Annotated in this window: 14 protein-coding genes; 12 read left to right on the top strand and 2 right to left on the bottom strand. The window is 45.7% G+C overall.

The features are described 5' to 3' along the window. Window positions 1–67 precede the first annotated feature (67 nt). The 11 genes from gla (at window position 68) to FXF62_RS07745 (ending at window position 8667) form a co-directional block, all read left to right on the top strand. Window positions 68–964 carry an aquaglyceroporin Gla gene (gene gla, locus FXF62_RS07795; protein ID WP_149518308.1) on the top strand — a complete coding sequence of 299 codons (897 nt, stop codon included), beginning with the start codon at window positions 68–70 and terminating at the stop codon, window positions 962–964. Window positions 965–1156: 192 nt separating this feature from the next. After that, window positions 1157–1894, top strand: a complete 738-nt coding sequence (locus FXF62_RS07790) for a CppA N-terminal domain-containing protein (protein ID WP_149518307.1) — start codon at window positions 1157–1159, stop codon at window positions 1892–1894. Then, window positions 1891–2823: a serine hydrolase domain-containing protein gene (locus tag FXF62_RS07785; protein ID WP_149518306.1), complete on the top strand. Its 933-nt coding sequence runs from the start codon at window positions 1891–1893 to the stop codon at window positions 2821–2823. Before FXF62_RS07790 ends, FXF62_RS07785 begins: the two co-directional genes overlap by 4 nt. A 179-nt stretch (window positions 2824–3002) precedes the next feature. After that, window positions 3003–3881 (top strand): mevalonate kinase, encoded by an 879-nt coding sequence (gene mvk / locus FXF62_RS07780; RefSeq protein ID WP_149518305.1) that lies wholly within the window; start codon window positions 3003–3005, stop codon window positions 3879–3881. Then, on the top strand, window positions 3863–4810 hold the full coding sequence (gene mvaD, locus FXF62_RS07775; RefSeq protein ID WP_149518304.1) for a diphosphomevalonate decarboxylase: 948 nt from the start codon (window positions 3863–3865) through the stop codon (window positions 4808–4810). The genes mvk and mvaD overlap by 19 nt, the downstream gene beginning before the upstream one ends. Continuing rightward, on the top strand, window positions 4800–5819 hold the full coding sequence (locus tag FXF62_RS07770) for a phosphomevalonate kinase (RefSeq protein WP_149518303.1): 1020 nt from the start codon (window positions 4800–4802) through the stop codon (window positions 5817–5819). Before mvaD ends, FXF62_RS07770 begins: the two co-directional genes overlap by 11 nt. Continuing rightward, window positions 5803–6807: a type 2 isopentenyl-diphosphate Delta-isomerase gene (gene fni / locus FXF62_RS07765; protein ID WP_149518302.1), complete on the top strand. Its 1005-nt coding sequence runs from the start codon at window positions 5803–5805 to the stop codon at window positions 6805–6807. Before FXF62_RS07770 ends, fni begins: the two co-directional genes overlap by 17 nt. 176 nt (window positions 6808–6983) lie before the next feature. Then, complete coding sequence (gene rpsF / locus FXF62_RS07760; protein ID WP_149518301.1) at window positions 6984–7274, top strand: 30S ribosomal protein S6; 291 nt, start codon at window positions 6984–6986, stop codon at window positions 7272–7274. Window positions 7275–7285: 11 nt separating this feature from the next. Beyond that, window positions 7286–7780, top strand: coding sequence for a single-stranded DNA-binding protein (locus FXF62_RS07755; RefSeq protein WP_149518300.1), 495 nt, complete (start codon window positions 7286–7288; stop codon window positions 7778–7780). Window positions 7781–7820: 40 nt separating this feature from the next. After that, a complete protein-coding gene (gene rpsR, locus FXF62_RS07750; protein WP_000068664.1) occupies window positions 7821–8060 on the top strand; it encodes a 30S ribosomal protein S18 in 240 nt (79 codons plus the stop codon). Between the two features lie 97 nt (window positions 8061–8157). Further along, the gene (locus FXF62_RS07745; RefSeq protein ID WP_149518299.1) at window positions 8158–8667 is read left to right on the top strand and encodes a GNAT family N-acetyltransferase; all 510 of its coding nucleotides are present in this window, start codon (window positions 8158–8160) and stop codon (window positions 8665–8667) included. Window positions 8668–8850: 183 nt separating this feature from the next. On the opposite strand, the gene FXF62_RS07735 is transcribed toward FXF62_RS07745, so the two are convergent. Both FXF62_RS07735 and FXF62_RS07730 read right to left on the bottom strand, forming a co-directional pair. Next, window positions 8851–9525 (bottom strand): DUF1129 domain-containing protein, encoded by a 675-nt coding sequence (locus FXF62_RS07735; protein ID WP_149518298.1) that lies wholly within the window; start codon window positions 9523–9525, stop codon window positions 8851–8853. An 18-nt stretch (window positions 9526–9543) separates the two neighbouring features. Beyond that, on the bottom strand, window positions 9544–10488 hold the full coding sequence (locus FXF62_RS07730) for a magnesium transporter CorA family protein (RefSeq protein WP_125378964.1): 945 nt from the start codon (window positions 10486–10488) through the stop codon (window positions 9544–9546). Window positions 10489–10610: 122 nt separating this feature from the next. On the opposite strand from FXF62_RS07730, the gene uvrA reads away from it, so the two are divergent. Next, window positions 10611–13436 carry an excinuclease ABC subunit UvrA gene (gene uvrA, locus FXF62_RS07725; protein WP_149518297.1) on the top strand — a complete coding sequence of 942 codons (2826 nt, stop codon included), beginning with the start codon at window positions 10611–10613 and terminating at the stop codon, window positions 13434–13436. Window positions 13437–13513 lie beyond the last annotated feature (77 nt).

Raw genomic sequence — 13513 nt, 5'->3', positions numbered from 1 at the left:
ACCTTTACATTATCCATTATACTTGATAAAATATAGATTGTCTAAAAAATTTTAAAGGAGAAATTAGATGGATTTCAGTTGGGCTATTAAATATGCCACGGAATTTTTAGGAACAGCCATCCTTATTATTTTGGGGAATGGTGCTGTTGCCAATGTTGAATTAAAAGGAACTAAAGGTCATCAAAGTGGCTGGTTAGTCATTGCCGTTGGTTACGGTATGGGGGTTATGATTCCAGCTTTGATGTTTGGAAATACCTCAGGTAACCACATCAACCCTGCCTTCACTTTAGCACTTGCGATTAGCGGTTACTTCCCATGGGCTCAGGTAGCTCCTTATATTATTGCTCAAGTTTTGGGTGCGATCTTTGGACAGGCTTTGGTTGTGGCGACACACCGTCCTTACTACTTGCAAACAGAAAAAGCTAATAATATTTTAGGTACTTTCTCAACCATTTCAAGTCTAGATCACGGAACAGCTGAATCTCGTAAAGCAGCGACAATCAATGGCTTTATCAATGAGTTTGTTGGTTCCTTTGTTCTTTTCTTTGCAGCGATGGGCATGACTAAACTTCACTTCGGTGCGGAATTGAAGGTCCTTATCGAGAAGAATGTGCAGCAACAAGCTCTTCAAGCAGCTCAAGCTGGTCAAAAAGTAGCGGAATCTGATGTTCAAAGTTTGATTCATAATACATTTGCACAAGCAACAAATGGTTCATCTGCTGTTGCTCACTTGGCACTTGGTTTCCTTGTTATGGCCTTGGTAACTTCACTTGGTGGCCCTACTGGACCAGGTCTTAACCCAGCCCGTGACCTTGGACCTCGTATCTTGCACTTTATCTTGCCAAAATCAATCCTTGGTGAACACAAGGGTGATTCAAAATGGTGGTATGCTTGGGTACCAGTTGTGGCACCAATTCTTGCAGGTATCACAGCAGTAGCTTTGTTTAAAGCAATTTACGGATAATATCTATCGAAAGACTGAGAGCAATCTCAGTCTTTTTTGTCAACCTTTGAGTAGTGGGGAATTGCCATATATTTTATACTTTTTGACTTGTTTGATTAGGATAGTGGAAATGTTCTGAAAATTGTTGGTTTGCGCATAATTTCTTGTAAAAAATATGAAAATCTATTACAATAAAATGGTTCGGAGGAAGTTATGAGTGTAAATCATGTGGCAAGAATCGTTCCAGTAATAAAAGTAAATAATCGGAACCTAAATCAAGATTTCTATGTTAAAACGCTGGGGATGAAATCCCTATTAGAAGAAGGAGCCCAGTTGTCTTTGGGTGATCAAACCAGAACAGAAAGATTGGTTTTAGAAGAATCTCCAAGCATGCGCTCTCGTCGAGTTAAAGGAGTAAAGAAATTGGCTCGCTTAGTAATCAAGGTGGCAAAAGCGGCAGAAATTGAGGCTTTGCTGGCTCGAGGAATCCAAGTCGACAATTTGTATCGTGGGGAGAAAGGATATGCTTTTGAAGCGACTTCCCCAGAAGGTGATCGTATCTTGCTCCATGCGGAAGAGAAGTTGACTTGTCTGCAACCAGTCCAAGAAACTCCTGCATTTGAAGTGCAGGACGATTTTATCGGATTGAGTCAATTTGAAGTGGAAAAGATTGAGCTTCGTGCTCCAGATTTGCAGGCTGTCAAGGAATTCTATCAGCCAGTAAGCAATGTCTTGGATTTCCTAGATGTACAGGAAGCCCAAGGAGAAGATTTGATAGCTGATAATACGAAAACTTGGGATTTGGCTATGCTCAAATGTTTGGTGGCCGATTTTGATGTGGAACAACTGTCATCGATTTTTGCGACGCAGGAGTTTTTTGTCCCTAAATCTAAAAAATTCTTGGTTAGCCAAGATCAAAGTAATATTGAACTATGGTTTGAGCAACTATGACCCAGCGGATTTTAGAAAAGATAGATCAGCAGCTTGTTGCGGGGCTTTATCCTGGGGCTAGTTTGTCTCTTTATCGTGATGGACACTGGCAGAGTTTTTATCTGGGTTTGGCAGACCCAGCCAATCAGTCAGCAACGCGAGCAGGTCTAGTTTATGACCTAGCCAGTGTCAGCAAGGTGGTTGGCGTAGGGACCTTGGTAGCATTTCTGTTTCAGAGTGGTGACTTGGATATAGATGCGCCTTTGCGGCGATATTATCCTGCCTTTCATGATGATCGGGTGACCCTGCGCCAGCTTTTGACCCACACTTCTGGGCTCGATCCCTTTATTCCCAATCGGGATAGGCTCGATGCTCAAGAATTAAAGGCGGCTCTCAATAGCTTGACAGTGCTGGATGACAAAACCTTCCATTATACAGATGTCAACTTTCTCCTGCTGGGCTTTATGCTGGAGGAGATCTATGGGGAGGATTTGGACAGGTTATTTGAAGAAAAGATTTTTCAGCCATGGGCGATGCGGAAAACCAGTTTTGGACCAGTAGCTTCTGCGGTTCCGACTGTTCGTGGTGTTAAAGCGGGTGTGGTTCATGATCCCAAAGCACGTGTCTTAGGCCAGCATGCTGGAAGTGCCGGGCTTTTTTCAACACTTGAGGATTTGCAGATCTTTTTAGAGCATTATTTGCAGGATGAATTTGCAGAGAAATTGAGCCAAAACTTTGCTTCAGAGCCGGGCAAGACGCGCAGTCTGGCTTGGAATTTGGAGGGGAAATGGCTGGATCATACTGGCTATACGGGTACTTTTATCATGTACAATCGGGCGGAGCAGAAAGCTGCAATCTTTCTGTCCAATCGCACCTATGAAAAGGATGAACGTGCCCAGTGGATTTTAGACCGCAATGAACTGATGGATTTAATCAGGAAAGAGTGGTAGTGGCCGCCCTACCGAAGCTAAAGTCCAGTCACTGATGATGAAATAGGATAGAACTCCAGCACTTGCTTGGAGTTTTTGACTGTTCGACTTGCCTTGGCCGATCAAAACAGGAAAAAATCGCTTTTTTTCCAAAAGTATATTAAAATATAGAAGATAGAAGGAAGAAATAGAGAGAAAGTATGACGAAAGAGAAGGGTGTCGGCAGGGCACATAGCAAGATTATTCTTATGGGAGAGCATTCGGTGGTCTATGGCTATCCAGCCTTGGCTTTGCCTCTCAACAATATTGAAGTGACTTGTCAGGTATTCCCTTCTGAGAAGCCTTGGACTCTCTACGAGCAAGATACCTTGTCCATGGCTGTATTTGCCTGTCTGGAGCACTTAGGGAAGCAAGGCGCTCAGATTCGTTGTCAGGTGGATTCCATGGTGCCAGAAAAACGGGGCATGGGTTCGTCTGCCGCTGTCAGCATTGCAGCCATTCGTGCAGTTTTTGACTACTTCGAAGAAGCCTTGGATTATGAGACGCTTGAAATTCTGGCCAATCGGGCAGAGATGATTGCCCATATGAATCCTAGCGGTCTGGATGCCAAGACCTGCCTTAGTGATGTAGCTATCAAGTTTATCCGCAATGTCGGATTTTCAGAGATTGAGCTAGATTTGGGCGCTTATCTGCTGATTGCGGATACGGGTATTCACGGACATACGCGGGAAGCTATCAAAAAGGTAGAAAGCTTGGGTCAGGAGGCTCTGCCCCTTTTACAGGAGTTGGGAAATCTGACAAAAATCGTTGAAAAGGCGATCCAGCTCAAGGATTTGCTGACCATGGGCCAGGCCATGACCAAGGCGCATGGCAAACTAGCCCAGTTGGGAGTTTCCTGCCAGCTATCTGATGACTTGGTTGAGCTGGCGCTTGAAAATGGAGCTCTCGGAGCTAAAATGAGCGGCGGTGGCCTAGGTGGCTGTGTGATTGTGCTAATAAAAGAAAAGAAAGAGGCGGAAGACCTAGCCCGTCTTTTGAGAGAGAAAGGAGCCAGTAATATATGGATAGAAAGTCTGTAAGTGTCAAGTCTTACGCCAATATTGCTATTGTCAAGTATTGGGGCAAGGCAGATGCCGAGCGGATGATTCCTGCTACCAGCAGTATTTCCTTGACTTTAGAGAACATGTACACCCAAACCCAGTTAAGTCCGCTTGCGGCTGAGGCTGCTGGCGATGAATTTTATATCGATGGGCAACTGCAAAGCCCAGAAGAGCATGCCAAAGTCAGTCGAATTATTGACCGTTTCCGGACGGAGCCAAGTGATTGGGTTCGGATTGATACCAGTAACAATATGCCGACAGCTGCAGGTTTATCCTCTAGTTCCAGCGGCTTATCTGCCTTGGTCAAGGCTTGTGATGCTTATTTTGAAACTCATTACAATACTGAGGAACTGGCTCAGTTGGCCAAGTTTGCTTCAGGTTCGTCAGCCCGCTCCTTTTTTGGTCCTTTGGCAGCATGGGACAAGGATAGCGGAGCAATTTATCCTGTGCAAACCGACCTTAAGCTAGCTATGATTATGTTGGTGCTTCATGATGAGAAAAAGCCCATTTCTAGTCGACTTGGCATGCAGCTCTGTGCTGAAACTTCCAAAGATTTTCAGGCTTGGATTGACCAGTCAGCTCAGGACTATCAGGATATGCTGGCCTACTTAAAGGATAATGATTTTGAGAAAATTGGGCAGTTGACCGAGGAGAATGCCCTGCGGATGCATGCAACGACAGAGACAGCTACTCCTCCATTTACTTATCTGACAGAGGAAAGCTATGCTGCGATGGATCTTGTTCGCCAGCTTCGAAACCAAGGACATCGTTGCTATTTCACCATGGACGCTGGTCCTAATGTCAAGGTTCTCTGTCTTGAAGAGGACTTGGAAGGCTTGGTGCCCCTCTTTGAGAATCAGTACCGTTTGATTGTCTCCAAAACCAAGGAATTGCCTGATGAAAACTAAGATGCAAGTCCAGACCTGCGGAAAGCTTTATCTAGCGGGAGAATACGCTGTTCTGAGTCCTGGTCATGCGGCTTTGATTAAGAATATTCCCATCTATATGCGGGCAGAGATTGAGGTGGCGGATAGCTATGAGCTGGATTCGGATCTCTTTAGCCACAAAGCCAGTCTAGCACCAGATGCGGACTATGCTTTGATTCAGGAGACCATTCAGCTGATGCATGACTATCTTAGCTTGCTGCAAGTACCATCGTATCCTTTTGCTTTGACGATCAGGGGAAAAATGGAGAAAGACGGTCGTAAGTTTGGGCTGGGCTCTAGTGGCAGCGTGGTTGTCTTGACGATCAAGGCTATGGCTGCCTTTTATCAGCTGAAACTAAGCTCTGACCTCCTCTTTAGACTAGCTGCAGTAGTACTTCTCAAGCGGGGGGATAATGGCTCCATGGGAGATCTGGCCTGCATTGCTTATGAGCAACTGGTTTATTATCGTTCTTTTGACCGGATGGCAATCCGCCAGCGATTGGCTGACACAAGTCTATTAGAGATTTTGGAGCAAGATTGGAGCTATGAAATCAAGCCCATCCAGCCTGGTTTAGTCTGTGATTTTCTGGTTGGTTGGACGGGAGAACCAGCTATTTCGAGTGACCTTGTCAAGCAGGTTAAGTCGAGTTTGAACAAAAATTTCTTGACTCAAACCCAGCTTCAGGTGGATTGTCTGAAAGAAGCTTTTGAGTCTGCGGATAAGACAGCTATAAAGAGTAGTCTATCGACTGCTAGCCAACTCTTAGACAGGCTCAGTCCGCTGATTTATACGGAGAAATTACAGGCCTTAAGAGAGGCGAGTCAGGGCTTGGATTGTGTCGCTAAAAGCAGTGGAGCTGGCGGTGGAGACTGTGGTTTCGCCTTGTCTTTTGCTACCGAAGATAGCCAAACCTTGATCCAACGCTGGCAAGAAGCTGGCCTGGAATTACTCTACCGAGAAAGGATGGGTGCTCATGAGCCAAAGTCGTAAAGATGATCATATTAACTACGCCCTAGAACAGCCCCTTGGCTACAATAGCTTTGATGATATAGAATTGATTCATCGTTCTTTGCCATCCTATGATTTGGACGAGATTGACTTATCCACTCATTTCGCTGGGCGTGACTGGGATTTTCCATTTTATATCAATGCTATGACAGGTGGAAGTCCAAAAGGGCGAGAAATCAATGAAAAACTGGCTAAAGTGGCGGAGGCCTGCGGCATCCTTTTTGTGACAGGTTCTTACAGTGCTGCTCTGAAAAATCCAGATGATGATTCTTATACCGTGGCAAAGGATAAGCCTAGTCTACTCTTGGCCAGCAATATCGGACTTGACAAACCAGTAGCAGCAGGCTTGCAGGCGGTGTCGGATTTGAAACCTTTGTTTCTCCAGCTACATGTCAATGTCATGCAAGAATTGCTGATGCCTGAGGGAGAGCGGACTTTCAGAACTTGGAAGCAGCATTTGGAAGCCTATGGAAAAGATTTTCCAGTTCCCCTTGTTCTCAAGGAAGTAGGCTTTGGCATGGATCGGAAGACAATTGAAGAGGCTCAGGCACTAGGTATCTCTACCTTTGATATTTCTGGTCGTGGTGGTACTAGCTTTGCCTATATTGAAAATCGGCGGAGCGGTCAGCGAGACTATCTCAACGGTTGGGGGCAGACCACAGCCCAAGCCTTGCTGGCAGCGCAGGACTGGGTGGACAAGGTGGAGTTGCTGGCTAGTGGCGGTATTCGCCATCCTCTAGACATGGTTAAAGCTCTGGTTCTTGGAGCCAAAGCAGTTGGCCTTTCTCGAACCATGTTAGCCTTGGTAGAAAAACACTCAGTCGAAGAGGTCATTGCTATTGTGAACAGCTGGAAAGAAGAGTTAGGTCTATTGATGTGCGCCCTGTCCTGCCGCAACCTTCAAGAATTAAGATCCGTTCCCTATCTGCTTTACGGTCGCTTAAAAGAAGGAGCTGAACAGGTGCAATAATCACTGGATGGTGTGCTTTGTATAGCTGATAAAATGCTTAGGCAGATCATTCAAAGAAAAGCGAAATTTATTCTTGCTATTTGCTAGGAAATCTAGTATAATTATTATTTGTGAGTGAACCTCACTTACCCCTTGCAGCGACTTGGGGTCATTAGACCAAAAGGAGGAACATATCAATGGCTAAATACGAAATTCTTTATATTATTCGTCCAAACATTGAAGAAGAAGCTAAAAACGCTTTGGTAGCACGCTTTGACTCTATCTTGACTGACAACGGTGCAACTGTTGTTGAATCAAAAGACTGGGAAAAACGTCGTCTTGCATACGAAATCCAAGATTTCCGTGAAGGACTTTACCACATCGTTAACGTTGAAGCAAAAGACGATGCAGCTCTTAAAGAGTTTGACCGTCTTTCAAAAATCAACGCTGACATTCTTCGTCACATGATCGTCAAACTTGACGCTTAAGAAGGTAAATTATGATTAATAACGTTGTACTTGTGGGACGTATGACCCGTGATGCTGAACTTCGCTATACACCGCAAAACCAAGCGGTCGCGACCTTTACTTTGGCTGTTAATCGCAACTTTAAAAATCAAAGTGGTGAGCGTGAAGCGGACTTTATCAATGTTGTTATCTGGCGTCAGCAGGCAGAAAACCTTGCTAATTGGGCCAAAAAAGGCGCTCTAATCGGAATTACTGGTCGCATTCAGACTCGTAACTACGACAATCAGCAAGGCCAGCGTGTCTATGTCACAGAAGTTGTTGCAGACAACTTCCAGCTTCTGGAAAGTCGTGCAAGCCGTGAAGGGCAGGCTTCAGCTGGCTTTGGTGGCGGTGGCTTCGGTGGAAATTCTGCACCAAGCTATGGTAATGCTGACTCATTCAACCAAGTACCGAATTTTTCTCGTGATGAAAGCCCATTCGGCAATTCAAACCCGATGGACATCTCAGACGATGATTTACCATTCTAATAATGGACAAAACTAGAACTATAATATAAAGGAGAATAACATGGCTCAACAACGTCGTGGCGGATTCAAACGCCGTAAAAAAGTTGATTACATCGCAGCAAATAAGATTGAATATGTTGATTACAAAGATACTGAGCTTCTTAGCCGTTTCGTTTCAGAACGTGGGAAAATCCTTCCTCGTCGTGTAACAGGAACTTCAGCTAAAAACCAACGTAAAGTAACAACAGCTATCAAACGCGCTCGCGTAATGGCTTTGATGCCTTTCGTAAACGAAGACTAATATGAGTCCCTGCTTCTAGCAGGGATTTTTGCTGTCTTGATGACAGAAAGGGACAGTGCTATAATAGAAGAAACTATAAAGATATGGGAGGCTTTCCATGACAGAAGCACTAGCCATCAGAAAGATGTTTTTTGAGGATATTGAAGGCTTATCGAACGCTTTTATCCAGCAAAGCTGGCCTGGCCGGAGAGAGATTTTAAAAAACTACTTTCTGGAGCAAGAGGCGGGTGAGCGCCAAGTTTTGGTGGCGGTTGTTGGGGAATCTTTGGCTGGTTACATTACAGTTATTCCATTGGCAAAGCATGGCCCCTTTGCTGGCCTTTATCCTGAGTTAACGGATTTTAATGTTTTTGAAAGTTTCCAAAAGCGAGGAATTGGCACAGCTTTATTGGACAAAGCAGAGCAAGTAGCGCAGCATTATTCAGATGTGGTCAGCTTGGGAGTTGGCCTGCATAAAGGCTATGGTCCAGCACAACGACTGTATGTGGGTCGTGGTTATATGCCAGATGGGTCAGGAGTTTGGTTTCAAAATCAGCCACTTACGCCCTATGCTTCGTGCGAGAATAACGATGAGTTGGTGTTATACTTTTCAAAAAGTGCAAAATGAGAGTGGAACAGAAATCGGTAATTCATTAGAATTCGATTTCGTCGTCCCACCTCCGCACAGTTGAGTAGGGCTGTAAAAGCTGATGAAATCAGCGTAGTAGAGCCCACTCAACCACTGCGTCTTGCTCGACAATCCAAAGATAATTGAGAGGCTAGGACTTTTGTCCCAGCCTCTCTATGCTGCTTAATATTTGGCTGGCCCCATGGTTGCGCTCTTGATATTGAAGCGTTTCTTGAGGTAGAAACGAAGTGCTAGGGTAATCCCTCCGATGATGGCAACAACGATGTTTGATAAATGTGGGTTGAGAGAGTCGGGCAGTAGGCTAGAACCAACGATTGAAAGAGTCCAAAGAGCAATGGCTACTAGCATGATAAGGATAGATTTGAGTAGGTGTGGACGCTGGCTACGGTCAGTGTCTGGTCCGTAAAAACGGTAAACGAAATGATAGAGGGCGTAGAAAGCGAGACCGCCGACAATACTACCAAAGACAAGTGTCGTCATGCCGTAAACAGACGGTCGAGAAGATGCCAAATTAACAATAGAAGTTAGAACGGTAAAGAAACCGAAAATGAAGAGGACGGAATCCAGCATCATCCATTTTGGATCATCATTTTGCTTGGGATGCTCGGCATCATAGCGCTCTTTAGCAGTGAGAGAAGAAGCCCAGTAAGTTGGTGCCCCATAGAGAGCACGGGCAGGGATACCCTTGGCTTGATTTTCTAAAATGTTTGGAATGATTTCCTCTAAGATTGCCTTCACTTCTTCGTCGGATTTGCCATCTTTGAGGAGTTGGTGAGTGGCTATGTGGAGGAATTCCTTATTTTTCTTAGTTAGTTTGTCTGATACTACTTGTGACATAAGCGTCCTTTCTGGTGGTTAGAATAATTTTTTATGGAAGAGGTAGAGGGTCAGAGAGCCGCTCAGAGCAAAGGCGATAAACATGATAATCCAGAAGGCATGGGGCTCGCCATTTAGAGGTAGTTCATTATCTTTGAAGTTCATCCCATAGGCTGAGAAGAGCATGGTCGGGATGGACATAACAACAGTTACCAGAGCCAGTGTCTTCATGACATTGTTCTGGTTGTTGGAAATAATGGACGCAAAAGTATCTGTCATACTGTGGAGGATATTTCCATAAATATCAGCCATCTCAATGGCCTGTTGAGTCTCAATCAGGGTGTCTTCCAGCAAGTCCTCATCTTCCAGATATTTTTTGATATTGCTGGTGGCACTGGTCAATTTTTTGATCACGCGCTCGTTGGTTTTGAGGGAGGCCTTGAAATAGACGATGGTTTTTTCCAACTCCATGAGCTCAATCAGTTCTTCATTTCGAGTTGACTGGTGCAGCTGGCTTTCAATCTGCTCACTCTTGCGATCAATGGAACGCAGGGCTGTCAGATACAGCTCGGCATTGCGGTAGAGAATCTGAAAGATAAAACGTGACCGCATGAAGGTATAAAAGTTACGCAAGCGACGGTGGATAAAGATATCCAGCAGGGGTAGCTTTTCCAAGCAAGTCGTGATGATAGCTTCTTCTGTGATGATAATACCAAGCGGGATAGTAACATAGTAAGTCTGGTTATTCCGCTCCTCAGTGATGGGTACGTCTACGATGATCAGTGTGTACTCATCCTCGATGGTGACCCGAGACATTTCCTCAGCATCGAGTGGTGCTCGTAGGTCAGCTATGTCAATGCCAAAGGCGTTTGCGATTTCTAAAGATTCATTCTGGGAAGGATTGACCATATTGATCCAAGTTCCCGATTCAAGTGTATCAATCTCCTTGAACTCGGTTGTTGTTGATAAAAATACTTGTTTCATATCTCCTCCTAGAATCATTTTTAAGCACCGTCTTATTATACTACAAATTCCAGTTTTTTGGGCAAAAGTTTGCAGAAAAATTTGCTATAATAGAGGAAGTTTAAAGGTAAAGTGTGGACTAGATGCAAGATAAAATTGTGATTCATGGAGCGCGAGCTCATAATTTAAAAAATATTGATGTGGAAATTCCCCGAGACAAGCTGGTCGTGGTGACCGGTCTGTCTGGTTCGGGCAAGTCCAGTCTAGCTTTTGACACCCTCTATGCTGAGGGGCAGCGCCGCTATGTTGAAAGTTTATCGGCCTATGCTCGGCAGTTTTTGGGCAATATGGAAAAGCCGGATGTGGACTCGATTGATGGTCTCAGCCCAGCTATTTCCATAGACCAGAAGACGACCAGCAAAAATCCCCGCTCAACAGTGGGAACAGCTACCGAAATCAATGACTACCTGCGCCTGCTCTATGCTCGTGTCGGAACGCCCTACTGTATCAACGGCCACGGGGCTATCAAGGCTTCGTCTGTCGAGCAGATTGTTGATAAGGTATTGGAATTGCCAGAGCGTCAGCGACTGCAGATTTTAGCGCCGGTCATCCGCAAGAAAAAGGGTCAGCATAAGACCGTTTTTGATAAGATTCAGAAAGACGGTTATGTCCGGGTGCGCGTGGATGGCGATGTCTACGATGTAACAGAAGTGCCAGAGCTTTCTAAGAGCAAGCAGCATGATATTGAAGTCGTGGTAGACAGAATTGTCATCAAGGAAGGAGTGCGTAGCCGCCTCTTTGACTCGGTTGAAGCAGCTCTGCGGATTGCTGAGGGCTATGTGGTGATTGATACCATGGATGGTCAAGAGCTGCTCTTTTCTGAGCACTATGCCTGTCCAGTTTGTGGCTTTACGGTGCCAGAGCTAGAGCCACGCCTCTTTTCTTTCAATGCGCCTTTTGGCTCCTGTCCGGACTGCGATGGTCTGGGAGTCAAGCTGGAAGTGGATCTAGACGTGGTCGTGCCAGAGCCCAGCAAGACCTTGCGCGAAGGAGCGCTAGCGCCTTGGAATCCCATCTCCTCCAACTATTATCCACAGATGCTGGAGCAGGCTATGGCAGCCTTTGGCATTGATATGGACAAGCCTTTTGAGGAACTGACTGAGGAAGAAAAGCAGCTGATTTTCTTTGGCTCAGATGGGCGGGAATTCCATTTCCATTATGAAAATGAATTTGGCGGCGTGCGCGATATTGACATTCCTTTTGAGGGGGTTGTCACCAATATCAACCGTCGCTACCATGAAACCAATAGTGATTTTACTCGGACGCAGATGCGGGCTTATATGAATGAGCTGACTTGTGCGGCTTGCCACGGCTACCGACTCAGTCCTCAGGCCTTGTCTGTCAAGGTTGGCGGTGAAGAAGGCTTGCATATCGGTGAAATTTCAGACTTGTCCATTGCAGATCATTTGCTTCAGTTGGACAAGCTTAGCTTGACTGACAATGAAGCTACGATTGCGCGGCCTATTCTCAAAGAAATTCATGATCGCCTGACCTTTCTTAATAACGTTGGCCTTAATTATCTGACTTTGTCTCGCTCGGCTGGGACTCTATCAGGAGGTGAGAGTCAGCGGATTCGCTTAGCGACCCAGATTGGTTCTAACCTAAGTGGCGTCCTCTATATCCTGGACGAGCCCTCTATTGGCTTGCACCAGCGTGACAATGACCGCTTGATTGCCAGCCTCAAGAAGATGCGCGACCTGGGTAATACCCTCATTGTGGTTGAGCACGATGAGGACACCATGCGGGAGGCTGACTGGCTGATTGACGTGGGACCAGGAGCCGGTGTTTTCGGCGGTGAAATCGTCGCAGCTGGTACTCCTGCGCAAGTAGCTAAGAACAAGAAATCCATTACAGGGCAATACCTGTCAGGCAAGCGCGAGATTCCAGTACCATTGGAACGCCGTGTAGGAAATGGGCGCTTTATTGAAGTAACAGGTGCTCAGGAAAATAACTTGCAGAATATCACGGCTAAATTCCCCTTGGGCAAATTTATCGCTGTGACCGGAGTTTCTGGATCCGGTAAGTCAACGCTGGTCAATTCTATCCTTAAAAAGGCCATCGCCCAGAAACTCAACCGCAATTCTGCCAAACCAGGTAAGTTCAAGAAAATCAGTGGTATTGAACATGTGGATCGGCTGATTGATATTGACCAAAGTCCGATTGGCCGGACACCGCGCTCTAATCCGGCTACCTATACTGGAGTCTTTGACGATATTCGCGACCTGTTTGCCAAGACCAATGAAGCCAAGATTCGCGGCTACAAGAAGGGCCGTTTCAGCTTTAACGTCAAGGGTGGCCGTTGTGAGGCTTGCTCGGGTGATGGGATTATCAAGATTGAGATGCACTTCCTGCCTGACGTCTATGTGGCCTGCGAGGTCTGTCACGGCACCCGCTATAATAGCGAGACTTTGGAAGTCCACTACAAGGAAAAGAATATCGCTCAGGTTCTGGACATGACGGTCAATGATGCAGTGGAATTCTTCCAGCATATTCCCAAGATTGCCCGCAAACTCCAGACCATCAAGGATGTGGGACTAGGCTATGTGACTCTAGGGCAGCCAGCCACAACCTTGTCGGGTGGTGAAGCCCAGCGGATGAAGCTGGCCAGCGAGCTTCACAAGCGCTCGACTGGTAAGTCCTTCTATATCTTGGATGAGCCGACGACAGGGCTTCATACAGAGGATATTGCTCGTTTGCTCAAGGTTTTAGCTCGCTTCGTGGATGATGGCAATACAGTACTCGTTATCGAGCACAATCTGGATGTTATCAAGACAGCTGACCATATCATTGACTTAGGACCGGAAGGCGGTGTCGGTGGTGGAACCATCATTGCCACGGGTACACCGGAAGAAGTCGCAGCTAATCCAGCCAGCTATACTGGCCAGTATTTAAAAGGCAAGCTGAAATAATATTGTTATCGTTTTAAAGCACAAATCCCTCACTAGGCTAACCTAATGAGGGATTTTAATTTACAGTTATGAGGGAA

It is taken from the genome of Streptococcus cristatus (genome assembly GCF_008369405.1).
In the GTDB taxonomy this organism is placed as follows: domain Bacteria; phylum Bacillota; class Bacilli; order Lactobacillales; family Streptococcaceae; genus Streptococcus; species Streptococcus cristatus_G.
The sequence above is the reverse complement of the archived record's forward strand: the minus strand, read 5'-3'. Positions and strand labels throughout refer to the sequence as shown.

Excerpts from the sequence above, each read along its gene's own strand:
- FXF62_RS07770 (WP_149518303.1), top strand. The coding sequence starts at position 4,800 with ATGAAAACTAAGATGCAAGTCCAGACCTGCGGAAAGCTTTATCTAGCG.
- FXF62_RS07745 (WP_149518299.1), top strand. The coding sequence starts at position 8,158 with ATGACAGAAGCACTAGCCATCAGAAAGATGTTTTTTGAGGATATTGAA.
- FXF62_RS07735 (WP_149518298.1), bottom strand. The coding sequence starts at position 9,525 with ATGTCACAAGTAGTATCAGACAAACTAACTAAGAAAAATAAGGAATTC.
- mvaD (WP_149518304.1), top strand. The coding sequence starts at position 3,863 with ATGGATAGAAAGTCTGTAAGTGTCAAGTCTTACGCCAATATTGCTATT.
- mvk (WP_149518305.1), top strand. The coding sequence starts at position 3,003 with ATGACGAAAGAGAAGGGTGTCGGCAGGGCACATAGCAAGATTATTCTT.
- uvrA (WP_149518297.1), top strand. The coding sequence starts at position 10,611 with ATGCAAGATAAAATTGTGATTCATGGAGCGCGAGCTCATAATTTAAAA.
- FXF62_RS07730 (WP_125378964.1), bottom strand. The coding sequence starts at position 10,488 with ATGAAACAAGTATTTTTATCAACAACAACCGAGTTCAAGGAGATTGAT.
- FXF62_RS07790 (WP_149518307.1), top strand. The coding sequence starts at position 1,157 with ATGAGTGTAAATCATGTGGCAAGAATCGTTCCAGTAATAAAAGTAAAT.
- fni (WP_149518302.1), top strand. The coding sequence starts at position 5,803 with ATGAGCCAAAGTCGTAAAGATGATCATATTAACTACGCCCTAGAACAG.
- rpsR (WP_000068664.1), top strand. The coding sequence starts at position 7,821 with ATGGCTCAACAACGTCGTGGCGGATTCAAACGCCGTAAAAAAGTTGAT.
- FXF62_RS07785 (WP_149518306.1), top strand. The coding sequence starts at position 1,891 with ATGACCCAGCGGATTTTAGAAAAGATAGATCAGCAGCTTGTTGCGGGG.
- FXF62_RS07755 (WP_149518300.1), top strand. The coding sequence starts at position 7,286 with ATGATTAATAACGTTGTACTTGTGGGACGTATGACCCGTGATGCTGAA.
- rpsF (WP_149518301.1), top strand. The coding sequence starts at position 6,984 with ATGGCTAAATACGAAATTCTTTATATTATTCGTCCAAACATTGAAGAA.
- gla (WP_149518308.1), top strand. The coding sequence starts at position 68 with ATGGATTTCAGTTGGGCTATTAAATATGCCACGGAATTTTTAGGAACA.